This window comes from Archangium lansingense (genome assembly GCF_026626635.1).
GTDB lineage: Bacteria > Myxococcota > Myxococcia > Myxococcales > Myxococcaceae > Archangium > Archangium lansingense.
The window spans coordinates 230,167-252,034 of the sequence record NZ_JAPNKA010000001.1 but is presented as its reverse complement, the minus strand read 5'-3'; the positions used below and the strand labels follow the sequence as shown (position 1 = coordinate 252,034).

Genomic DNA, 21,868 nt, shown 5'->3' with positions numbered 1-21,868 from the left:
CGGCTATCGAGGCCGCTCGGGCGGCAGGCTCTTCAGGTACTTGACCGCCGCAGCGATGGCCGGGTTGTCCCGTTCGAGGCTGGTCAGCTCGGCCAGGACATCGGCCCTGTTCCAGAGAGGACCGGTCGGCTGCTGGAAGTTCAGGGGGTCCACGAACATCTCGAGCGCCCGTGCCGGATCTCGAGGGTTGCTCTTGGCAACGGCCTCGAGGAGCCCATGAACCACGTCTCCCTTGAGTCCGGCGGCCTTCATCCGCTGAGCGAACCCGAAGAGCTCGTTTTCGTTGGGCTTCCGGTTCACGAGCGGGAAGTACTTCGACAGATCCTGGATCTGCTCTGGCGAAAGCCCCAGGTCCTTGGACAGGTCGTCGAGCTGATGGGAGCTGCCGTAGAACAACTGTTCCCGGTAGTTCTTGTCGGTGACCGCCGACTCCAGGTAACGCTTGACGTCTTGCCGCTTCTTCCAGTCCTCGATGCCGTTGCCGATGACCTCCGCGATGCCGCTGACGGCCTCGCCGAAGCCTCGGACCAACGGGCCCGCTACCAGTCCTCCCCCCGGGACCAGGGAAGCGATGTTGCCGGCAACGGCAACCGCGTCGCCCACGAGCGCGAACGCGTAGGCGGGATTCTTCGTCTCATTGAGCTTTTGCCAGTGGGACACGCCGGAGGCGAAATTGGCGGCCAGTCCCAGGCCGGGAGCCAGCCGCGCCAGGAACTTGGCGGCGTTGGCCCCCTTGCTTCCAAGCTTGCCCGCATTGACCAGACTCTGCGTCGCGCCCGCGAGGAGCTCGGAGCCCTTCTCCCCAGCCGCCGAGAGCTCCTTGAGGGCGTCCGCGTACTCCCCGTCCCCTTCCTTCAATTTGGCATAGGCGGCGTAGAATACGACCACGCCCCCCTTCGCGGCCCGCTGGGTGGGAGTCGCGTTGTCCCAATCCGCGGTCAATCTGCGGAGGTCGTCCGGCTCGCCCGCCGCCGCGGCGTCGAGGGTTGCCCACTCCGCATACGCCCCCTTTGCTCCGGCCGCGGAACCCGCCGCCTCCACCCCGGGCTTGGCGTAGGAATCGACGAGGGTTTTGATGTCTTCCTTGTACTGCTGATAGGCCGACTTCGGATCGCCGGAATGCTCCGCGAGGTACTGTCCAGCCAGGTTCTTGATGGCCGGCGCCGTGATGTCCTTCTCGAAATTGGGATGGGTCGCGAAGGCCTTCTGCAGCTCCGGATCCTTCTTGAGCTGCTTCGCGAAGCCGACGGCCGCCTTGGGCGTGGGTGAGTTCGCTACCGCCTTGAGCGAATCGTAGATGACCTGGCGCGCCTGCGGATCCTGGATGGCTGCCCGAGGCAGATTCGCATGCTTCTGGAGAATGTCGTTCAGCTCCTTGGCCTTCTGGTCCGCCTTCTCATAGACCTCTTTGTTCTTCGGGTCATTGCGGAAGGCTTCGACATACTTTTCCTTTTGCTCCTGGGTGAGCCCTCCCTTCAGCCCGGCGAGCTGCCGGCCGAGCACCTCGTTCTTCTCTTGGACCGCCTCGTTCGCCTTGTCGAGCTCGGCCTTCTTGGCCTTGAGCTCGTTCACCGCGGCATCGTGGATGGGCTCCTTCCCGACCCGCTGGATGCCGAGCCGTTCCCCCAGGTGTTTCCAGGTGTCGTTCTTCGCGGCCAAGTCGCGGACCTCCTGGTCTGAGAGGTAGCCCTTGGAGCGCGCGATGCGGAGCGCGTCCAGGGTGTTCTCCCGGGACTCCTCGGCGTCCTTGTTGGTGAACTTGTATTGGCCGCTGCGGGGGTCCGTCTCGAAGTCGCCGGAGCCGTCACCCGGCGCGACGATCTTCTCGAGCACCTTGTCATCCTTGCAGCGCTTGACGAACTGGGCGACGAAGTCGGGGTCGTGCTTGTTCTGCTTGATGACCTCGTAGAACGCCCCCCGCATACGCGCATCACCATTCGTGGCGGGAGCCCGCTTGATCAGCTTCTCGTAGTACTCGTTGGCGAGCGCCACCGACTTGGGATTCAGTGGCTGATTCGGGGTCGGCTCTGGCGATGGCGTGGGGGAGAACGGCTCCGGTCTTCCCCGGGGCCCGGTCGCGCCCTGGGAATCCGCCACCATCATCTTCTGGAGCTCGGGGGAGATTCCGGCCTGGGACAGTGCCTCGGCTCGCTCTGGAGAACCGGGAGGCGTGTCCAGGATGCGCTTCGCATCCGTGGCGGAGACACGGCCCGCCTCTTGGTAATGAGGCTGTTCCTCAAGGTACGCCTCCAGCGACTCGTAACTCTTGTTGTTGGACGGGTCGATGACCTTCTCGCCCTGGCGCACGACCACGTGGCCGGACTGGCCTTCCGCTCCCGGACGTTTGTCCTCGAGGAAGACGATCTCCGAGCGCTCACGGTCCTCCGGCGAGGCCTTGTTCACCCAGTCCGCCGCGACATCCAGGCAGTTCACCTTGCCGTCGTTGGCATCCTCCGTCAGCAGCGAGGACGCCCCGGCACCTTCAGCGACCTGGGACCGGCCGAAGAGCCTATCGAGCCCCGCACCGTGCCGGATGTCCTCGAAGGTCGAGGCGAACATGTCGTGCGTCCCATCCTTCGTGGCCAGGACGTTCACCTGCTGCCTGGCTCCCTCGGCGCGCTTCACGGAGGGCGCGGTCTTCTCCTTCGTGGTCTCGAGCGGTTTCTGCGCCCGTTTGGACTGATTGGTGGTGCGGTGGTCCTTGGCAATACGGGACAGCGTGTCACCTGATTTGATGCCGTGGCTCATGGGAATCTCCGGGAGAGAGGGTGAAAATGAAAGGAATAACGACTGACAACCGCCTGATTATCGCTCTCACGAATAAAGCGTTGCATGCTCGAGGCCTTTTCGCGAACTCCCCATTGAGGGGAGAAAGAAACGAACAGGCTCGAGAACACACGAACAGCTTAACTGCCAACGAGAACAGGAAACGGATGTATGGGAATGCTCGGCTCGCGCGGGCGCTTGCGCTCTTCCCGAGGAGGAATTCTGGGGCGACAAGAAGACTCCGGAGTCTTCCGTGCCACCGCTGACGGCGGCAACTCGAGCTACATGAAGATGAAATTGGAGTCGCAGTACTGGAGAACGCCAGTGGCACCGTTCCTCAGGCAGCTCCACACCGTAACGCGTATGCCCGAGCCGTCGCGGGGAAAAGATACGTCTTCGGTCTCGCAAAGCCCATTGGAGCCGCCCGCATCCTGCACTTCCTTGCTGTAGCTACCCCACTCGAGGATCCCCACAGCTCGCAGGCCGTCTGGCGCTCCGCTATCGCACACCTGCATGAAACCGGAAGTGCCCGAGGTCATATAAACCTCAACATCCGAGTATCCCCCCCTGGGTGAGTCTCGCGAGATCCACCCGAACAGGAACTCTTCTGCATGAGCAGATGGGACAACAATCACGGTCGCGGCAATCATTGCCGCCATGGTTGCAGAAAGATTCGAATATCGTCGCATACGCATCTGCTTCCTTTCGCTTGTTACTGCGGTGTGATGGTGAGTGCTGGAATCGCCGACATGTGGAAGACAAGCCCGGCATACCTGGGACACGGCGGACGGCGCGGGCCTGGCCCACACCGAAGCAGGGCGGAGCTACCAGCAGGCTTCAAAGATTCAGGCAGACGCATCTCCACTCCGTGCGTGCGGCAACCAGGCAAGGGATGCCCAGGGCATTCAGGGGTAAAAGAGGGAATGGCCCGGCGTGCGTCCCAAAAAATCTTTCGATCGCCGAATCCCACCCCATGAAAACATGCCCCCAAGAAACGACGCTGAGCGACTTCCTGGCGGGGTTGCTCTCCGAGGAGCACAGAGGTGAAGTCCTGGCGCATGTGGAGCGCTGTGCGGACTGCCAGTGGGTGCTGGCAGCGGGAGATGGCGCTCGGGTCCTCTCCAGCCCCTCGGCGACTCTCACGGAGGAGAGCTCCCCGCCAACGCTGGCCTCCGGCTCCACCGTCTCCCGGTACGTGGTGCGGGAGCACCTCGGCTCCGGGGCCATGGGGGTGGTGTACGCGGCGGATGACCCGGAGCTGGGCCGCAGGGTGGCCCTCAAGGTGCTGCGTCCCGAGGGACACCACCGGGAAGAATTGCAGCAGCGGCTGCTGCGCGAGGCCCAGTCATTGGCCCGGCTCTCCCACCCCAACGTCGTCACCCTCTATGACGTGGGCCCCCATGGCGACGGCATCTTCCTGGCCATGGAGCTGGTGGAAGGCACCACGCTGGCGGAGTGGATGAAGGAGCCGCGCCCGTGGAGGGAGGTGCTCCGGGTCTTCCTGGACGCCGGGCGGGGACTGGCCGCCGCGCACGCGGCGGGTCTGGTGCACCGCGACTTCAAGCCCGCCAACGCCCTGCTGGGGCGGGATGGCCGGGTGTACGTGACGGACTTCGGCATCGCCCGTCTGCTCCACCAGGAGGACGGCCCCTCTCCGCAGGTGAGCCCCGAGGCCGCTGTCACCCCTGTGAGCCCCCTCACCCGGACAGGCCTCGTGCTGGGAACTCCCGCCTACCTCGCACCGGAATTGCTGCGCGGCCAGCGCGCCGACGCGCGCTCGGACGAGTTCAGCTTCTGCGTGGCGCTCTACGAAGCCCTCTTCGGCCTGCGTCCCTTCCAAGGAGAGACCCTGAGGGAGCTGGCCAACGCCGTTCAGCAGGGCCGGGTGACTCCACCGGAGCGCGAAGTAAAGGTCCCCGCCCGGGTGCGGCGCGCGGTGCTCCGGGGGCTGCGCGCCGAGCCCGACGAGCGCTTCCCCTCCATGGAGGCCCTGCTGGCGGCCCTCACCCCACCGCCCCGACGGATGCTCACGTGGGTGGTGGCCACGGCGACCGTGACCGGAGTGTTGGGGGCCATCGCCGCCTACGGGGTGACGCAACGGCGCGAAGCGCGCTGCGAGCAGGAGGTGGAGAAGCTCGCGGCCGCCTGGAGCCCCGCTCGGCGCGAGCGGGTGCGTGCGGCCTTCCTCGCCACGGGCGCTCCCTACGCCGCGCCGACCTGGGAGCGGCTCTCGGCGGCGTTGGACGCCTACGCCGACCAGTGGCGTACGCTGCGCACCGAGGCCTGCCTGGCCGCGGGCAGTGACACCTCGGACGCCACTTCCTGGCAGACGGCCGCGTGCCTCGACGCTCGGCTCTGGCAGCTCGCCGCCACCACCGAGGTGCTCGAGAAGGCGGACGCGCTGACGGTGCAGAACGCGCCCCAACTGGCGGCCTCCCTCGAGGGGCTCGCCGGATGCCGGGACTCGCCCGGGCTCTCCAGCCGCCCTCAGCCCCCCGACAACCTCCGCCCCCGGGTGGATGCGGTACGGCACAAGCTGGCGCAGGCCCGGGCCCACCTCGTGGCGCGCCGCTACCCCGACGGCCTCGCGGTCACGTCGGCCCTTCTCGAGGAAATCAAGGGGCTCGACTACAAGCCGCTGGCGGCGGAGGTGCTCCTGGCCCACGGCACGATCCACGGGGAGAACGACAAACCGAAGGAGGCGGAGGAGTTCCTCTACCAGGCCCTGTGGGCCGCCGAGGCCGGGCGTGATGACGAGACCGTGGCGCGTGCATGGCTGGAGCTCATCTGGGTGGTGGGCGAGTCGCTGTCCCGCCCCGCGGACGCGGAGAAGCTCGTCCGGCACGCCCAGGCCGCCGTCGAGCGACTGGGGCGCGAGCGCTTCCCCGACATCACGACGGAACTGCACCACCGCCAGGCTTCGCTGAGGGATCAGCAAGGGAGGCTCGCCGAGGCGGAGCAGGAGGCGCTCCAGGGTCTGGAGTTCTCGCGCAGGAGGAATGGCCCGGACAGCCTCCGCACGGCCAGCCTCCTCCACATACTCGGCCGGCTCCGCATGCGCCAGCACCGCAACGAGGAGTCGCTGGAGCTCCACCTCCAGGCCCTCGAGATACGCAAGCGCCTGCTGGGCCCCGACAACCCGAACCTCGTGATTTCCTACGACAGAGTCGCCTCGGCCTACACGCAGGTGGGCCGGCGCGCCGAGGCCGTCGACATCCAGCGCAAAGCCCTGGCCCTCCAGGAGGCGTCTCCCGTCCCGGAAAACACCGTCCTCGCGACCCTGCTCCTGAACCTCGCCGTGAACCTGCGCGCCCAGGGCCGGCTGGAGGAGGCGCGGCCCCTGCTCGAGCGGGCGCGCACCATCTTCGAGGGCGCCCGTGGACCCAACCACTTCACTGTCGTCCAGGTGCTCACGGAGCAAGCGATGCTGCACGGCGAGGCAGGCCAGCACGACAAGACAATCGCCCTCACCACCGAGGCCCTGGAGCGCATCCAGCGGTCGCTGGGCCCGGACACACCGCGCGCCACCCTGCCACTCACGATCCGGGGGTATGCGCACCTGTTCTCGGGCCACCATCCCGAGGCACGGCGTGACCTGCTGGACGCGCTGACGTGGATGGAGAAGTCGCAAGGCCCTGGTGGGGCGGGCGCGGTGTCGGTGCTACTCCCCCTGGCCGAGGTGGCCCTTGAAACCAAGGCTCCGAAGGAGGCACTCGAGTACTGCGAGCGTGCGCGGAAGCTCACCGAGAAGGCCGATGGCTTGGAGTCCGAGAACGGTGCCAGCGCCCTGACCTGTACCGGGGAGGCGTATCTGGCACTGGGCGCCGCGGACAAGGCCGTACCGCTCCTCGAGCGCGCCTGGTACATACTCACCCAAAGGGGCAGACCCGGAGACCCGTTGGTCGCCAGCAAGACCGCCTTCGTGCTGGCCCGAGCGCTCCTGGAAACGCGCACCTCCCCGGACCGGGCGCGTGCGCTCGCGATGGCCGAGGAGGCCCGGACGCGGCTGGAGTCCGTGGGCGTCCGGGGCCGGATGGGTCTCCAGAAGGTGCTGGCCTGGCAGCGGCGTGAGGGGAAGCGATGAGCGAGGAACGAAAAACAGACACCCTGGCGGCGTTGCTGCGGGAGCACGTGCCCCTGGCGCAGCGCGCGGAGCTGGAGGCCGTGGAGGGGCTCGAGGCGCTGCTGAGCAAGCACGTCGAGGCGGCCCGGGCCGCGTGGCCCACGTTGAAGTTCCCGGCCGAGGCCTTCGTGCGGCACCTGGCCCGGCACCTGCCCGCGGGAAAATCCTCGGAGGTGATGCACATCCTCCATGGCGCCGACCTGTACCTCGCGTGCGCCTGCGCCACCGGGGAGCCCTCGGCCCTCGGGGCCTTCGAGCAGCACATCCTCCGGCACATCCCCGCACGGCTCGGGGCGTTGTCACCGAGCATGGTGGAGGAGGTACTGCAGGTGCTCCGCGAGCGGCTGCTGGTGGGCAGCGAGGGGACGCCGCCCAAGCTCGAGAGCTACGGGGGCCGGGGGCCGCTGCTGACCTGGGTGGGCATCATCGCCGCGCGCATCGCCGGCGAGCTGGTGAAGCGGAACGGGCGCGAGCTCCTCGTCACCGAGCCCCCGGAGGCGTTCGCGCGGATGCTGGCTTCGGGCAATCCGGAGCACGAGCTGCTCCGAGAGGACGCGCGTCAGCACCTCATCGAGGTGCTCCAGAAGGCGGTGGAGGCGCTCTCGGAGCAGGAGCGCACCCTGCTGCGCCTGCACCACTTCCATGGCCTCACCATGGATCGGCTCGCGTTGATGTACGGCGACTCACGCTCCGGCATGGCGCGCAAGGTCGCCAGCGCCCGCGAGCTGCTGCTCGAGCGCGTCCGTATGGAGCTGGCCTCCCGGCTGAAGCAGGACTCCCTCGCGACGGAGAGCCTCCTGGGGCTGGTGCGCAGCCAGCTGGATATCAGCCTCCGACGAATGCTGGGCTGAAAGACAAACAGAGGGCCCCCACACACGTGGGAGGCCCGCTGCTCATGTCCGGAACAGGTGTCCCGGTCCAGGGCGACTGCTTGCCCGCGCGGTATACGTGGTCCACATGCTGTTCATGCGGCTGTTCTGGCCCGCCCTGCGCGTGTTCCTGCAGGAGTCGCCAGGGCTGGCACAACCCGGGAATGGAGGCGGCCATGGCGTGCACCTGCCCGGCCATCGCATGCTTCGACTGAGCCGACTCGAAGTGGACCTCGATCCGCGCAACCTCCTCGGGCTCGAAGTCAGGGTTGCTGCCACCGATCGCGCGTCCGTAATCGGCGCCGAAGCCGCCTGGATGGAAGTCGATGCGATCCACGAACTCGGGATTCTCGCCTCCATCAAGGATGAGGAAGGCCGGGACCGCGCGCGCAGCAAGGCGTAATAGATAGGCCCATGGACACTTCCTCCCGAGGTCGGTGGTTCGCCTTCCCGCGCATCCTGTGGCTCTCGCTGGTGGCGGCGCTGGTGCTCACCCTGCCCACGGCGTGGATCGGCTTCGTCAGTGACGACTACGTCCACCTGCTCATCCTCGAGGGCTTTCCCGCCCCGGGGACGCCCTGGGACCTGTTCCGCTTCGCGGGCGGTAACCCCACGGAGCTTCAGCGGCTGATGGACGAGGGGCCCTATCCCTGGTGGACGCTGCCCGAGCTGAAGCTGAGCTTCTGGCGACCCCTGTCGAGCGCGCTCGCGGTGATGGACCACCGGCTCTTCGGCCGCAACGCGGTGGGCTGGCACCTGCACTCGCTGGCCTGGTACCTGGGAATGGTGGCGCTCTACGGCGCGCTGCTGCGGCGCTTCCTGCCGGGAGCTATCGGGGCGCTCGCGCTGTTCCTCTTCGCCATCGACGGCGCGCACTTCATGGTCGCCGGGTGGATCGCCAACCGCAACGCGCTGGTGGCCGCCGTGCCCGCGCTGTTCGGCCTGTGGATGCACCTCGAGTGGCGCGAGCACCACCGGCCCTGGGCCCTGCCCCTGTCACTGGCCGGGCTCGCCGTCGGCCTGCTGGGAGGGGAGACCGCACTGGGCCTCTTCGCGTACGTGTTGGCCTACGAACTGCTCGGAGGGCGGAGCGGCGTGAAGGAGCGGCTACGGTCCATCGCTCCGGCGGCGCTGCTCGGGCTCGTCTACCTCGTGGCGTACAAGCTGCGTGGGTACGGCGCCTACGGCTCCGGCTCCTATATGGATCCGGTGGGTGAACCGGGGCGCTTCCTGGTGGGCGCGCTGGCGCGAATCCCCGTGCTGCTCGGTGGGCTGCTGCTGGAGGTGCCCGCGGACATCTGGGTGGCCGGCGAGCCAGTCCGTCCCCCGCTGGTGGTCATCGGACTTTTCGGGCTCGGGCTGCTGGTGCTGCTGGTGCGCGCCGCGTGGCCCTTCCTCTCCGAGGACGAGCGCCGGCACTGCCGCTGGCTCTTCCTCGGCGCGGCGCTGTCGCTGCTGCCGGTGGCCGCCACCTTCCCCTCCAACCGGCTGCTGCTCGTGCCGGGCCTGGGTGGCTCGGTGGCCGTGGCGCTGGTGCTCGTGCACGCGTGGCGCTCGCGAGCGCGCGGCTGGCGTCCCCGCGGCGTGGCGGCCGGTGCCGCCGTGCTCGCGCTCATGCACCTCGTGCTGGCACCGCTCCTCTGGCCGCTGATGACGCTCGCCTTCTGGCAAGGACGGGTCCAGCTGGAGCCCGTCGCCCAGACGCTGGAGCGCGAGCTGGACTACCAGCGGCTCCCCCAGCAGCGACTGGTCGTCCTCCCGATGCCGGTGGCGATGACGTCCATGTACATCCCGATGGTCATGGCCACGCGCGGCATGCCGAAGCCGCTCGCCTGGTGGCAGCTGTCCCTGTCTCCGGAGCCGCATGTCCTCACCCGCACGGGGCCAGACTCCATCGAGCTCACGCTCACCCGGAATCAGTTCCTCACCAGCGAGTTCGAGGGAGTGTTCCGCGGCGTGAGCAGCCACCCGCTGCGCCAGGGAGCGCAGGTGAAGCTGAAGGGCCTGACGGTGACGGTGCTGGAGACGAACGACAAGGGCCCGACGCGGCTCGGCTTCACGTTCGACAGGCCGCTCGAGGACCCCTCCTTCGTCTTCCTGCGCTGGAAGGACGACGCACTGCGCCCCTTCACCCCGCCGCCCGTGGGCGAGCGCGTGGCACTCTGAGAGAACAGCCCGCTCAGCTTCTGCGCGAGGGACTGTCCTCTTCCCCGAAGAGCGCATCGGCATCGTCGCCGAAGAGCTCCTTCATCATCGCCTGCTGCTCCTCGAGGTACTGCGGCGAGTGGGTGTCCACCTGGAAGGTGAAGACGGACTCCCGGCCGCAGTCGTCACACGCCACCTCCAGCCTGTCGAGCTTCAGGTGCTCGGGGAGCGCCGGGCTGGAGCTCACGGACTGCTGCACCAGGGACCACTCGCCGCCACACTCGCAGGCGTTGTCTCGGAGCCACGCGTACTCCTCCGAGACCGCCGCCACGGGGATGTGCCCCGGCTCTCCCCGAGGCATGGCCCCGGAAGCAGCTCCCTTCGCACCAGGCTCCCCATTCCCGAACAGCCGCGAGAGCAATCCCATGGGCAATTCCACCTTCTTGGAATGCGAGACGAGCCCAACAGACTACTCGAAGAGGCCGACATCCGGCACGGGCAAGCCCGCGCATCAGCACGGGCGACAACTTCCACCGCCTCGTGTGTCTACCGGCAGATACCCCACAACAACTGGATGCCGTTCCGAGTGAGAACGGCCAGGTCGTTGGTGTTGTCCTTGTCGAAATCCGAGACGGCCAACCCCTGGAGTCCCAGGTCCTGAGGCCAGACGGTGAGCGGCACCTGCGGCGAGAAGGTGCCACCTGGCTGACCCAGCAACAGGCTCACCTGGTTGCCGGTGGCGCTCACTACCAACACGTCCTTCACCGAGTCCTTGTTGATGTCCGCCAGCACCAGCCGCGACGGCGACTTCACCACGGGGTAGGCCACCGGCGCGTAGAAGGTGCCATCGTTCTTGCCGCGCAGCATGAGCACCTGGTTGCGGCTCGAGTCAGCGACGAGCAGGTCCATCACCGCGTCGGTATCGAGCTTCGCTGCCACGAGGCCTCGCGGCGAGCCGCCCGTGGGCGTGAGCACCTGCTTCTTGAAGGTGTCATTCTCATTGGACGCCAGCAGCACGCCCACCGACTCGCACGGAGCGCTCGACGACGAGCCACAGGCTCCCTCGTGGGTAACGGCGAGGTCCAGCTTGCCATCCCCGTTGAAGTCCTCGGCCACCAGCGCGTAGGCACTGGGGGAGGTGTCGTAGTGGACCGCCGCCTGCAACGTGCCATCCGTCTTCACCGGGAAAACGGAGAGCTTTTGCTCGCCCGTGCGGAGGACGGCGGCACCGAAGCTGCCAGCCACCACATCGTTGAGACTCAGGCCAGGGGCCGCGATGGTGGCGGGCACCAGGAAGTCACCGTTGCCCTTGCCCTTGTGCACCGCGAGGTTGGAATCACCGCTGTTGGCGACGAGCAAATCCAGCGACCCGTCCCCGTTGAAATCCTCGAGCGCCAGAGCCGTGGGCTCCTTGCCGGCCGTCCACAGGTCGGGCTTCTTGAAGAGGCTACCGGCTTGACTGAGCAGCACGGCCACCGACCTGCCGTCATTGTTCGCCGTGAGGAGGTCATCGCGGCCGTCCATATTCACATCGCCGATCGCGATGTCCCTCGGGTCTCCAGCGAACGCGAGCTGCACCGGGGCCAGGAAGCCGCAGTTGCCCGCGCAGACGACTCCACCATCCGGGCAGGCGCCCGCACACGAGGCTCCGCTGGCGCACGTGGGCTTCGCCGCGAAGGTGGTGCCATCGCCGCGGACCACGAGCACCCCTCCATCCGAGCCACCCCCTCCCCCGCCACCACCGCCACCTCCACCACCACCTCCTCCTCCGCCGCCAGGAGCAGGCGGCAGATCCGGCGCACAGCCATTCGACAGGACGAGCACCGCGCTCAGCGCGCAGACGAGAAGAACGAGGGAGGAAGTGCGTGACGTAGACACGAGGCGAGAACCTCCAGTGAAGAGAGGTCCGCAGTCTAGACACCGCGCACGTGACTACGTGCTGTTTCCGCTCCGCTCGCGCTCGCGGCGGTGGATGGTGGAGACGTCGATGCCGAGGATTTCCGCTGCCTTCGTCTTGTTGCCACCGCATTGCGCAACCACATAGGCGATGTACTCCCCCTCGAGCTGGCGCAGGGGGATGAGCCGGCCCTGGGCGCGTGACAGCGGATGGGCATCTACCGTCACACCGGGCGCATGGAGCTGGAGCGTGGGCAGGTCCACCGTCTCCTGCACCGTCACCACGGCGAGGCGCTCGACGAGGTTCTCCAGCTCGCGCACGTTGCCAGGCCAGGGAGCGGCAGCGAGCGCGGCGAGGGCCTCGGGAGAGAAACCAGCGAGGCGCGCACGCGGGTTGCGCTTGCGCGACTGAGCGACGAAGTGCTCCACCAGCAGGGGGATGTCCTCACGCCGCTCGCGCAGGGGCGGCACATGCAGCGGCACCACGTTGAGGCGGTAGAAGAGGTCCTGGCGGAAGCGGCCCTCGCGAACGCGCGTCTCCAGCTCCTGGTGCGTGGCGGCCACCACGCGCACATCCACCTTGCGCGAGGCATCCGCGCCCACCGCGCGCACCTCACCGTCCTCCAGAACGCGCAGCAGCTTGGCCTGGAGCTCGGGCGGCATGTCGCCAATCTCGTCGAGGAAGAGCGTGCCGCCATCCGCCTCCAGGAAGAGGCCACGGCGCGGCGTGGTAGCGCCAGTGAAGCTGCCCTTCACGTGGCCGAACAGCTCGCTCTCCAGCAGCGCGTTGGGGATGGCCGTGCAGTTGACCGCCACGAAGGGACCCTCCTTGCGAGGTCCCTCGAAGTGCAGCGCGCGGGCAACCAGCTCCTTGCCGGAGCCACTCTCGCCGCGCACCAGCACCGGGGCGTGGGAGTGCGCCACGCGCTCGACGAGCTCGTACAGGGTGCGCATGGGCGCGCTGCGGCCCACCAGCGCCGCGAAGGCCGAGCGGTCCCCCACCGCCTGACGCAGCGCCCGGTTCTCCTCGCGCAGCCGCCGCTCGGCGATGGCGCGCTGCACGTACAGCAGCACCTCGTCCAGCCGGAAGGGCTTGGTGAAGTAGTGCGTGGCGCCGCGCCGCATGGCCTCCACCGCGTTCTCCACCCCGCCGAAGGCCGTCATGATGAGCACCGGCAGCGTCGGGTCCACCTTGCGCACCGCGGCCAGCACATCGAAGCCGTCCACCTGCTCCATGCGCAGATCGCACACCACCGCGTCCAGCACGCGCCCGCGCACCACCTCGAGCGCCTCCTGCCCAGTGGTGGCCATGTCCACCGTGTAGCCCGCATCCGTGAGGTGGTCGGACAGCAGCCGAGCCATCTCCACGTGGTCATCCACCACCAGCACTCGTCCTTCAGACGGCATGTCGCTCCTCGCTCGGCAGGGGCGTGGCCGGCCACCACAGCGTCACGCAGGTGCCCTGGCCGGGCTCACTCTCCAGCTCGATGCGGCCCCCGTGGTTGCGCACGATTTGAGCCACCATCGTCAGACCCAGGCCCGTGCCCTGGCCGCGCTTCTTCGTGGTGAAGAAGGGGTCGAAGACATGGTGGAGACTCTCGGGCGGAATGCCGCACCCGTTGTCGCGCACCGTCATCCGCACCCCGCTCCAGGCCCCCGGCTCGCCCGGCGCCTCCACGTGCGCGGCGATGCGCACCGAGCCCCCGGGCTCGCACGCATCGCACGCGTTGAGCGCCAGGTTGAGCACCACCTGCTGAAGCTGGTCCGGGTCCGCCGACAGCGGCGGCAGTCCCTCGGGCACCTCCACCTCCACCTTCACCTTGCGCCGCTCGGCCTCGCCGTGCAGCAGCTCCTGCGCCCCACGCAGCAGTGGCTCCAACGCCACGTCCCTCACCAGCGCCGGCTGCACCCGGGAGAAGTCCAGGAGCTGGCGGATGGTGCGGCTCACCCGGTCTATCTGGTCGATGATGACCTGCACGCCCGCTCCCTGCGGGTGCTGCGCGCCCAGCTTGCCCAGCACGTACTCGGCCCGGCCACGCACCACGCCCAGCGGGGTGCCAATCTCATGCGCAATGCCCGCGGCGAGGATGCCCACCGTGGCCAGCTTCTCCGCGCGCAGGAGTTGGGACTCGAGCGCGTGCACGTTGCTCAGGTCCTCCACCACGAGCAGCACACGAACCTCGGCATCCAGGCGCTCCAGGGGCACGGCGTGGATGCGGTACTGGCCCTCCTGGCCAAAGAGAGACAGCGGCTCGCCGTGCAGGCTGAGAACGCGCTCGGCGGAGCAGGCTGCCTCCACCAGCGAGGAGAGCCGGTCCACCACGGCGGCGGGTGCATGGGGGAAGGCCTCGGGGAGCGAGGCGCCCACGGCGGTGGGAGGCAGCCGTTCGCGCAGGGCCTGGTTGACGGCGGTGATGCGCCCGGCCGCGGAGAGCGCCAGGACACCGGTGGGGATGTTGTCGAGAATCTTCTGCGTCTTCTCGTGCAGGTGGGCCAGCCGGTCCGCGTGGCGGAGGCTCTCTTGGAGCGCGACAGCTCGGCTCGAGGCGACGATGACGTAGGCGCCGAAGACGATGAGGAAGAAGGCCACCAGGATGGCGCCAAGCGCCACGCGCAGAATGACGCCGCGCTCGTGGGCGCGCAGCTCCTCGGTGGTGGAGAAGGTGGCCACCGACCAGTGCGCGCCACCGCGCATGCGAATAGGCGTATAGGCGGCGATGACATCCGCCGCGCCCAGGCCAAGCAGCGCCGCCTCGTTCTCGGGGATGCGCACGGTGCCGCGCTCGCCCGCGCGCATGTGCGCCACCAGCTCCACGTAGGCCGGGACGAGGCCCGCCTCGGCGTCCAGCCGCTTGTGCCATTCAATGAGGGTGGGGTCGCTCGCCGGGGTGGGCACTCCATGCGCGCCGATGAGCAGCAGCTTCGCCTGGGGCTTCGTGGCGATGAGCTTCAGGGCGGCGAAGGAAGGCTCGGTGTCCACCAGCACGGCGACCGAGCCCCCGGGCCCATCCTCGGAGGGCGCGTAGGAGGTGGCGAAGACACGGAACCAACCTCCAGGCGCGGCGGCCACGGGCGGAGAGGTGAGGATGTCGCCGGGCGGCCGGGCGAGCGCCTCACGAGCCGCCTCAGTGAGGACAGTGCCCACGGCGCCCCGGGTGACAGCCGGACCTGCGCGCCGGTCCATGATGGTGAAGCGCTGGGAGCCCGCCGAATCCAGGACGACGATGGCCTTGTACTGGCCCACCACCTCCAGGAGGGCGAGCAGCTCGCGCCGGTGCTCGGTGATGGAGCCGGGGCGAGAGAGCAGCTCGCCGGCGAAGCGGAGATCATCGGCCGCGTCGTCAAGCGCATCAGCCACCTCGCGAGCGGCGGCCTCCACCTGGGCCTTGCGGTCCGCGGCGAACTGGTCCACCAGCGCAGCCCGGTCCCGGCGGATGAGGTGCACCACGCCCACCACCACGCTCGCGAGCGCGATGCACAGCAGGAGCACGGAGGCGAAGGCGTTGCGGTTCATGGGGCCGGGGGGAGGCCAGTGTAGCCCGGGGCTCCAAACCTGGAGGGGCGGGTTTTGACTTCCCGTGCTCCCCGGTCGTCAGGGGAGCAAGCGCGCGCGGCGGGGCCCCCCGTTCTTTCTCACACTGCTGGTGGCCTCGCCGGTCCCTACCCGGTGACCCCGGAGGAGCGGTGGGTCAGAAGCACTGGGCCCTGCCGCCAACCCCCCAATGGGCGGAGGTTCCTCGGAGGTACCAGGAGCCCGTATCGGAGACGATGCTGATCGACTCACTCATGCTGTCGAACTGTCCCGTCATGTACGACAGGGCACAGGACCGGCCCGACCTGGTGCCCAGGTGAGTGGGGTAGCTCTGGGTCTGATTCCAGCCCCTGTCACCACCGCTGGCAGGCACCGAGACGCACCGGGCTCTGGCGTGTCCAGTTCCCGACTGGGAGTCTCCGAACAGGTACCACGTGCCTCCGCTCTGATAGACGCGGACCCAATCCGCCGCGCTGTTGAAGGCTCCACCGACGCGCGAGAGGAAGCACACCCGGCCCGTGGTCGTGCCCAGCTCTGTCGGCAACCGCTGCCCCGCACTCCAGCTGCGCTCGCCGCCGAAGGTTTCGCCGGCGGGCAGTTTCGCGCATCCGGCCCTTGCACTCGTCCCTCCAGACCCGCCGACGTACCAGCTTCCTCCCGACGTGAACACGTGGACGGAGTCGGAGGCGCTGTCGAACCTCCCTTGGATACGGGTGAGGAAGCACACCCGGCCCGTGGTCGAGCCCAGGGGGGAGGCGGGCGCGGGAGCCGTCCAGTTGTCTCCGTGGCTGTAGTCCAGCTCTTCCGCGATGGTGCCCAGCTCGGATTGGGGCTCGAGGCCCTGACCGCTCTGCTCGTCCTGCAGGTCCTCGGGGCCGCAGCCCACCAGGGTCGCGGTCAACGGCAGGGCAACAAAGAGGTGCTTGAGCTTGAACATGGGAATCTCCTTGAAATGCAAGGGAAAGGCGAGAGACAAACTAAACCCTCTCCTCCTGGAGACCAGGCAGGCATGACCTGTCTGTCATCCGGTTGATGCGTGTTCCGCTCTCAGGGCAATCAAAATGCCGTCCCGTGTATGGATTGACTGAAGACATCCCGACAATCTCGATTCTTGGCAGATAAGACCCATCTCTCTCGCGACAGACGGCCGTCGTGCGGGCGTCGGGGGAGACTGCTCCCGCTCGCGGAGTGTCGTAGTCAATTGTGATGGGAGTCTGTCGCACCCACGGTGGTCCCGACCGTGCGGTGCCTGACAAGAAACCTGTCTGTCATTGTCCACATCGGCGGAATAGAGGCCGTGTTCTCCCTCACCGCCTCGTACAGCACCGTCCCCTCCGGCTACCTCCGCCGGTACTCCCACCCGCGCTCCTCCACCTGCCCCTCCCCAGCCACACCTCACCAGGGCATACGCTACCGTCAGCATCCTGCGGGCTTCTCGTGAGCCCTTGGGAGACCGGGCCACCATCAGGGGGTGAATCACCACACGGGGACTTCCCATGAAGCTGGCCGGAACGGTGGTGCTGTTGGTGTTCCTCACGGGATGCGCGACACCGCAGGGCACAGGCGAGTCTGGCCCTTCATCAGGCGCCCTGGAATACAGTGGGGCCCAACCTGCCCTATACGGACTACTGACGATGGCCACGCCGATGAGCCTCTTGCTCGAAGAGGTCTCCCGCGAGCACTTCCCCTATCCGCCCGCCACGCCCGAGGAGCTCGAAACATTCGAGCACCGGGTAGGCTGGAAGTTGGACCCGGACCTGCGGACCTTCTACCTGCATTGCAACGGAGCAGAGCTGTTCAAGCGGCTGCCGGATGCCCCCGACCAGATGCTTCCCCTGTCCGAGATCGTCCGGGCGAGGGTGGCCATTCGTCGCGAGGATGACGACCAGTGGGGCCCGGCCTCGATGTACGCCCTCTGCGATGTGCAGGACGGCAACTACGCGGTGGTGGACGTGGCCCGGCAACAGAACGGTCGATACCCCCTCTTCGACGGCGACCACGAGACATGGCCGGACCCGGCCTACTGCGAGCAGATCGCCAGTTCCTTCTCCGAGTTCCTGGAGGAGGTGCTGCGCAGCAAGGGACGCTCGTACTGGCTGGCAAGGAAGTAAGTCAACTGCCAGTGCGCGAACGCCTCGCAGAGCCCAGTCGCAACCTCCTCCCAAACCGCCCGCAGACCGCCAAGCGTGTGCCGTCGCGGATCTAAGCGCCCGGACATAGATGTTGACCATCCCTCGCAATGAGGCCACCGCGGATGGAGGGGGGCGGGGGCGCGCTGCACCTTCCGGCCGCGAGTTGTCCCAACTGGTCCGACCATCGGACCAGTTGCTCGAGTTCGCGCCCGGAAGCCGCCCGTCTCTTCGCACCGAGCCAGACGTGGACAGAAACCATGTCCGGGAGATTAGAGCCCCTCCTCCACGGGTTCGAATCCCGGCGGGTGCCCACGAAGGACCACGCTGTGGACTCGCCCCCGAGACGGTTGACATGATCGCCTGCCATCATTAATAACCATCCGGTCGGAAATAAATATGGAGCTCGGGTGATGGGACGCAAGCGCGTCATCGATCAAGGAAAGGTCCTGGACGCTGCCGAAGCCGTCGTGGCCCGGGACGGGGCTGCGCGGCTGACACTTGATGCAGTCGCAGAGCAGGCCGGCATCAGCAAGGCGAGCGTCCTCTACGACTACGACTCGAAGCAGGCACTGGTCGAGGCCGTGGTCCAACGTGCCGTGCGAAATGACAACGCCTTTCACGACGCAGTCACGGAGAGCCTGGGCACTGTCACGAGCACAGTGATCCGGGGCCGCATCGTGGCGGCGTCCACACCGCCTCCGGATGATGCCCGCGCGGTGGCGCTCAATCTCTGCGCCGCTCTTGCGCAAGACAGCCAGCTCCGGAGAGCCATTCAGACCAATCAGGCCGCCGTCATCGACAAGATCCTGGAAACCTCCGAGAGCCCCCGAGGCGCGCTGCTGGCCTACCTGGCGCTGGAGGGATTGAAGCTCCTGGAATATCTCGATTTTCACAGGTGGCCCGAGGAAGAGCGCGCCCGGATTCTTCGAGAGCTCAACTGGCTGGTCGACGCACATCCGCAGCAGGCCAAGGCCTTGCCCGAGCCGGTGTCGAAGGAACGCAGCCCGCCCCGTGCATCGAAGCGGCCCAGGAAAACCTGAGAACGGATCGACAGGATGGAATCCAGCACCATGACGTCGCGGCTCTTTCTTACAGGCGGCAGTGGCTATGTCGGCCGGAACCTCATTCGTCACTTCACGGCCAGGGGCACCGAGGTGGTGGCACTCACGCGGAGCGCTCGCTCGGCAGAAGTCGTCCAGGCCTTGGGCGCGGTGCCGTGGATGGGTGACCTGCTCGACGCCAATCTGGCTGACGGCATGAGCGGTTGCCAGGCGCTCATTCACGCCGCGGCGGATACCAGCCATGGTCGCGGAACGACGCAGCAGGTCCGCACCAACCTGGAAGGCACTCGCAATGTCTTCGCGTCCGCTCACGCGGCCGGGCTCTCGCGAGCCGTCCACATCAGCAGCGAGTCGGTGCTGCTGGATGGCCAGCCGCTGATCAACGCATCGGAAGACCATCCGCTCCCGCGCAGACCCGCGGGTGCCTACTCTCACACGAAGGGCAACGCCGAGCGCGTCGCCCTGTCGCTCGCCGCGCCTGGTTTCGAAGTGGTGGTCATCCGTCCCCGTTTCGTCTGGGGCCGCGATGACACGACGGCTCTCCCCCACCTCGCGGCAACGGCCGCCTCGGGCCAGCTGGCCTGGATCGATGGTGGCCACTACCGCACCTCGACGACGCACATCGCGAATGTTTGCGAAGGTGTCGCGCGGGCGCTCGACCGAGGGAGGAGCGGAGAGGTCTACTTCATCACGGACGGTGCGCCGGTCGAGTTCCGGAGCTTCATCACGAGCCTGCTCGAGACGCAGGGGCTCGAGGCACCTCAAAAGAGCGTGCCACGATGGCTGCTGCGCAGCACAGCCACGGTCGGCGGCCTCCTGGAGGATCTCTCCCGGGGGAGACTCAAGTCTCCCATCAGCCTTCAGGAGTTTGCGACCATGGCTGTCGAGGTGACGCTCGACATCACCAAGGCACGGACCGAGCTCGGGTACTCGCCAGTCATCACACGCGAGGAGGGTCTTGCCGAGTTGAAGGCGGCGGCGACGCGTCCCAGTCGATGAGCACGTCGATTCCTCGAGAGGCATGTGCCGTCGCGGGACCAGGACACCCCAACGATTTCCGGCCTGGGTGCTCTGGTCCCGTCGCGCCAGCTACTGCTTGGGGATGATGATCAGATCCTCATCCTGCTCCAGGCGATACACCCCGTCGGTGCCCCGGCAGCGCTCGGCGTGCACGCGAATCCGCTCATCGAGCTGGCGCACCTCGTCCGCGCTCAGGGCCGCGAGCTGCTCCGCCGTGTAACAGCCCTCGAGCACGAAGAAGCGGCAGAGCGTGTACATCTCCTCGAAGGTCTTCGCCACGAACCCGCTCATCGTCGCGAGCACCTCGTGCGGGAGCCGCTTCTGCTGCATCGTGGTGAGCAGCTGCTCGCCGAAGAGCATCGTCTCCGAGAAGTCGCGGCACAGCCGGTAGGTCGGCCCTCGGCCAGCGGCCATGACAATCACGCAGTATCCCCCGGGGCGCACGAACGTGAGCAGTCTGTCGATGAACCCTCCCCATTCGGTGACGGGCACGTGGTACAGGACGTGCGAGCACACGACGAGCTCATACTGCTCGGACGACGGGTAGCGCTCCAGGGGCTCAATGAGGACCTTCGCCTTCTCGTGCTTGAACTCGGCGATCTGATTCCGATTGGGCTCGAGCAAGGTGAGTGAGCCAAAGTGCGGTGCGAGCCGCTCGGCCACCTTGCCCGACCCCGCGCCGACATCGAGCAGCGAGGGCTGCTTCGGAAGCCGGGGGAGGATTCTCTCTTCGACGGCTTGCCCGATGTTCTCGGGGTGCCGAGCGGAGGCCGCGAGTATCCGGAACGCCGTAGCGTAGTCCTGCGGCGACATCGTGATTCCCATACCCAGCTCCTTTTCCTTGGGGCCAGGCCCCGGGTTCTGGCCCGTCGTACAGGCCCACGTCGGCTCGGAATATAGAAGGGATGAAGGCCTCTGGCCGAGGCCGGAAGTCGCTGGAATCTCAGCGGGTTCCATGGGGCCCGGTCATTTTTCAGCTTCAGTCTGCATCTTTTTCCTCCTCGTCGGCTCATCTCCTGACGAGGGGGGAAATCATCACTGAATCACCCCCTTATGCCGTGCCAGGAGCGACTCAACGCGCCTGTAGACCAGTGCAGGGGGGTTACACCGATGCCGACGAAAATCGCCGTGACGCTTCTTTCATCGATTCTGCTCTGCGGTTGCTCGACCACCGCGACGATCTCCCGCGTCAATGGAAGGACGCTCGATGCGAAGATTCGACGCAGTACACCCGGTGCCGTGGTGGTCCAGACGGACAGTGGAGAGGAGGTCAGCATCTCGAGGTCGGACATCTCCGACATCGACCATCCGGGCAATGTCTCCGCCGTTCTCGGAGGGCTCCTGGGCGCCTATGGGGTCCTCAACATCGCGGTCGGGGCTCCCAACTGCACTAGCGAAGGTGGAGCGTATTGTGCCGGTGTCTTCCTGCCCGCGGCCTTGGGGGCGTCGATGCTCGCCTGGGGCCTGTCGACCTGGATTGGCTCCACCAGTGCCGCGAGCAACTCCTCGAGCTCGGGCGCCGTACCTGACGCCCCGCCAGCCTCAGCCTTCGACTTCTCCACTCCCACCAACGGAGCCAGTGCCAGCGTCGCTCCGGCGCGTTAGCGCCCTCCGCCTCCACGGGTGCGCATCCCGTTGGGGACGCTGAAAGCCGAGGCCGGAAGCCGCTGGCAGCTCCGCGGTCTCCGGCCTCTTCCATTGGCGCGCCAGGCGTTGAAGCACCAGCAACCTACCGGCCCGCTGGCAACTCACGTGCCGGCGGGGTTGGGTGCGTTCGTCGACATGGTGAAGGAGTTCACGAAGCGCGACGCTTCGCGGTGAGGGGCTCAGCCCACGCGCCCCGCGGGAGACGTGCCGAGGCGTTGCCGTACCCGCATGGCGTGCTCGCTCAGCCCGTTGCTGTCCAGCCGATCCGCTGCCCACGACACCGCCGCCGGCCACGAGGCCAGGATGGAGTACGGCACGACCGAGGGCTTGATGCGGTGGACGAGGACCCGGGCCATCAACGCTACGGTCGGAGAGTTGATGAGCGCCACGATCCCCATGGACCGGCTGCGCATCAGCGCTTCCTGCTCCCGCAGGAAGACCCACTGCTGCTCACGCTGCTCGGAGGTGAGCGATTGGAGCTGACGGAAGTCCACGATGGCGACGTGCCGTTCCCCCCGCCGCAGATAGGCCAGGACGCGCGTGAACAGCTCCGTTTGCTGCTCATTGGTGATGACACGCGGGAACGACACCCTCACCAGGGGCCAGAGTGAATCGTCCACGGGAATAGGAGTCGGCGGACTCATGCGGGGGGAACTCAGGAGCCTCCCCCCTCTTCT

General features: G+C 67.4%; 17 protein-coding genes. 8 read left to right on the top strand and 9 right to left on the bottom strand.

The window, feature by feature from the left end:
- Positions 1 to 3: 3 nt before the first annotated feature.
- Positions 4 to 2,748: a hypothetical protein gene (locus tag OV287_RS00970; RefSeq protein WP_267532060.1), complete on the bottom strand. Its 2,745-nt coding sequence runs from the start codon at positions 2,746 to 2,748 to the stop codon at positions 4 to 6.
- Between the two features lie 299 nt (positions 2,749 to 3,047).
- The gene (locus tag OV287_RS00965) at positions 3,048 to 3,455 is read right to left on the bottom strand and encodes a hypothetical protein (RefSeq protein WP_267532059.1); all 408 of its coding nucleotides are present in this window, start codon (positions 3,453 to 3,455) and stop codon (positions 3,048 to 3,050) included.
- Positions 3,456 to 3,739: 284 nt separating this feature from the next.
- On the opposite strand from OV287_RS00965, the gene OV287_RS00960 reads away from it, so the two are divergent.
- From OV287_RS00960 to OV287_RS00945, 4 genes are all read left to right on the top strand, one after another.
- The gene (locus OV287_RS00960) at positions 3,740 to 6,850 is read left to right on the top strand and encodes a serine/threonine-protein kinase (RefSeq protein WP_267532058.1); all 3,111 of its coding nucleotides are present in this window, start codon (positions 3,740 to 3,742) and stop codon (positions 6,848 to 6,850) included.
- The gene (locus OV287_RS00955) at positions 6,847 to 7,740 is read left to right on the top strand and encodes an RNA polymerase subunit sigma-70 (RefSeq protein ID WP_267532057.1); all 894 of its coding nucleotides are present in this window, start codon (positions 6,847 to 6,849) and stop codon (positions 7,738 to 7,740) included. The genes OV287_RS00960 and OV287_RS00955 overlap by 4 nt, the downstream gene beginning before the upstream one ends.
- 106 nt (positions 7,741 to 7,846) lie before the next feature.
- Complete coding sequence (locus OV287_RS00950) at positions 7,847 to 8,161, top strand: hypothetical protein (protein WP_267532056.1); 315 nt, start codon at positions 7,847 to 7,849, stop codon at positions 8,159 to 8,161.
- 11 nt (positions 8,162 to 8,172) lie between these two features.
- Entirely contained in the window at positions 8,173 to 9,924 is a 1,752-nt protein-coding gene (locus tag OV287_RS00945; protein ID WP_267532055.1) for a hypothetical protein, read from the top strand.
- 13 nt (positions 9,925 to 9,937) lie between these two features.
- Here the strand turns inward: OV287_RS00945 and OV287_RS00940 are convergent, their stop codons facing one another.
- From OV287_RS00940 to OV287_RS00920, 5 genes are all read right to left on the bottom strand, one after another.
- Positions 9,938 to 10,330: a hypothetical protein gene (locus OV287_RS00940; RefSeq protein ID WP_267532054.1), complete on the bottom strand. Its 393-nt coding sequence runs from the start codon at positions 10,328 to 10,330 to the stop codon at positions 9,938 to 9,940.
- Positions 10,331 to 10,449: 119 nt separating this feature from the next.
- Positions 10,450 to 11,781, bottom strand: a complete 1,332-nt coding sequence (locus OV287_RS00935; protein ID WP_267532053.1) for an FG-GAP repeat domain-containing protein — start codon at positions 11,779 to 11,781, stop codon at positions 10,450 to 10,452.
- Positions 11,782 to 11,835: 54 nt separating this feature from the next.
- Positions 11,836 to 13,206 (bottom strand): sigma-54-dependent transcriptional regulator, encoded by a 1,371-nt coding sequence (locus OV287_RS00930; protein WP_267532052.1) that lies wholly within the window; start codon positions 13,204 to 13,206, stop codon positions 11,836 to 11,838.
- Positions 13,196 to 15,313, bottom strand: a complete 2,118-nt coding sequence (locus OV287_RS00925) for a two-component system sensor histidine kinase NtrB (protein ID WP_267532051.1) — start codon at positions 15,311 to 15,313, stop codon at positions 13,196 to 13,198. The genes OV287_RS00930 and OV287_RS00925 overlap by 11 nt, the downstream gene beginning before the upstream one ends.
- Before the next feature lie 175 nt (positions 15,314 to 15,488).
- Positions 15,489 to 16,268 carry a hypothetical protein gene (locus OV287_RS00920; protein ID WP_267532050.1) on the bottom strand — a complete coding sequence of 260 codons (780 nt, stop codon included), beginning with the start codon at positions 16,266 to 16,268 and terminating at the stop codon, positions 15,489 to 15,491.
- A gap of 697 nt (positions 16,269 to 16,965) precedes the next feature.
- Here OV287_RS00920 and OV287_RS00915 point away from each other — a divergent pair.
- The 3 genes from OV287_RS00915 (at position 16,966) to OV287_RS00905 (ending at position 19,523) form a co-directional block, all read left to right on the top strand.
- Positions 16,966 to 17,442, top strand: a complete 477-nt coding sequence (locus OV287_RS00915) for an SMI1/KNR4 family protein (RefSeq protein WP_267542269.1) — start codon at positions 16,966 to 16,968, stop codon at positions 17,440 to 17,442.
- A 431-nt stretch (positions 17,443 to 17,873) separates the two neighbouring features.
- Positions 17,874 to 18,503: a TetR/AcrR family transcriptional regulator gene (locus OV287_RS00910; protein ID WP_267532049.1), complete on the top strand. Its 630-nt coding sequence runs from the start codon at positions 17,874 to 17,876 to the stop codon at positions 18,501 to 18,503.
- 15 nt (positions 18,504 to 18,518) lie between these two features.
- Positions 18,519 to 19,523, top strand: coding sequence for an NAD-dependent epimerase/dehydratase family protein (locus OV287_RS00905; RefSeq protein WP_267532048.1), 1,005 nt, complete (start codon positions 18,519 to 18,521; stop codon positions 19,521 to 19,523).
- 90 nt (positions 19,524 to 19,613) lie between these two features.
- Here the strand turns inward: OV287_RS00905 and OV287_RS00900 are convergent, their stop codons facing one another.
- Entirely contained in the window at positions 19,614 to 20,369 is a 756-nt protein-coding gene (locus OV287_RS00900; RefSeq protein ID WP_267532047.1) for a class I SAM-dependent methyltransferase, read from the bottom strand.
- A 285-nt stretch (positions 20,370 to 20,654) separates the two neighbouring features.
- On the opposite strand from OV287_RS00900, the gene OV287_RS00895 reads away from it, so the two are divergent.
- On the top strand, positions 20,655 to 21,149 hold the full coding sequence (locus OV287_RS00895) for a hypothetical protein (RefSeq protein WP_267532046.1): 495 nt from the start codon (positions 20,655 to 20,657) through the stop codon (positions 21,147 to 21,149).
- Between the two features lie 221 nt (positions 21,150 to 21,370).
- On the opposite strand, the gene OV287_RS00890 is transcribed toward OV287_RS00895, so the two are convergent.
- Positions 21,371 to 21,835: a hypothetical protein gene (locus OV287_RS00890; RefSeq protein ID WP_267532045.1), complete on the bottom strand. Its 465-nt coding sequence runs from the start codon at positions 21,833 to 21,835 to the stop codon at positions 21,371 to 21,373.
- Between the last annotated feature and the right edge of the window lie 33 nt (positions 21,836 to 21,868).

Excerpts from the sequence above, each read along its gene's own strand:
- OV287_RS00925 (WP_267532051.1), bottom strand. The coding sequence starts at position 15,313 with ATGAACCGCAACGCCTTCGCCTCCGTGCTCCTGCTGTGCATCGCGCTC.
- OV287_RS00910 (WP_267532049.1), top strand. The coding sequence starts at position 17,874 with ATGGGACGCAAGCGCGTCATCGATCAAGGAAAGGTCCTGGACGCTGCC.
- OV287_RS00895 (WP_267532046.1), top strand. The coding sequence starts at position 20,655 with ATGCCGACGAAAATCGCCGTGACGCTTCTTTCATCGATTCTGCTCTGC.
- OV287_RS00960 (WP_267532058.1), top strand. The coding sequence starts at position 3,740 with ATGAAAACATGCCCCCAAGAAACGACGCTGAGCGACTTCCTGGCGGGG.
- OV287_RS00930 (WP_267532052.1), bottom strand. The coding sequence starts at position 13,206 with ATGCCGTCTGAAGGACGAGTGCTGGTGGTGGATGACCACGTGGAGATG.
- OV287_RS00915 (WP_267542269.1), top strand. The coding sequence starts at position 16,966 with ATGGCCACGCCGATGAGCCTCTTGCTCGAAGAGGTCTCCCGCGAGCAC.
- OV287_RS00970 (WP_267532060.1), bottom strand. The coding sequence starts at position 2,748 with ATGAGCCACGGCATCAAATCAGGTGACACGCTGTCCCGTATTGCCAAG.
- OV287_RS00940 (WP_267532054.1), bottom strand. The coding sequence starts at position 10,330 with ATGGGATTGCTCTCGCGGCTGTTCGGGAATGGGGAGCCTGGTGCGAAG.
- OV287_RS00900 (WP_267532047.1), bottom strand. The coding sequence starts at position 20,369 with ATGGGAATCACGATGTCGCCGCAGGACTACGCTACGGCGTTCCGGATA.
- OV287_RS00905 (WP_267532048.1), top strand. The coding sequence starts at position 18,519 with ATGGAATCCAGCACCATGACGTCGCGGCTCTTTCTTACAGGCGGCAGT.
- OV287_RS00965 (WP_267532059.1), bottom strand. The coding sequence starts at position 3,455 with ATGCGACGATATTCGAATCTTTCTGCAACCATGGCGGCAATGATTGCC.
- OV287_RS00920 (WP_267532050.1), bottom strand. The coding sequence starts at position 16,268 with ATGTTCAAGCTCAAGCACCTCTTTGTTGCCCTGCCGTTGACCGCGACC.
- OV287_RS00955 (WP_267532057.1), top strand. The coding sequence starts at position 6,847 with ATGAGCGAGGAACGAAAAACAGACACCCTGGCGGCGTTGCTGCGGGAG.
- OV287_RS00945 (WP_267532055.1), top strand. The coding sequence starts at position 8,173 with ATGGACACTTCCTCCCGAGGTCGGTGGTTCGCCTTCCCGCGCATCCTG.
- OV287_RS00950 (WP_267532056.1), top strand. The coding sequence starts at position 7,847 with ATGCTGTTCATGCGGCTGTTCTGGCCCGCCCTGCGCGTGTTCCTGCAG.
- OV287_RS00890 (WP_267532045.1), bottom strand. The coding sequence starts at position 21,835 with ATGAGTCCGCCGACTCCTATTCCCGTGGACGATTCACTCTGGCCCCTG.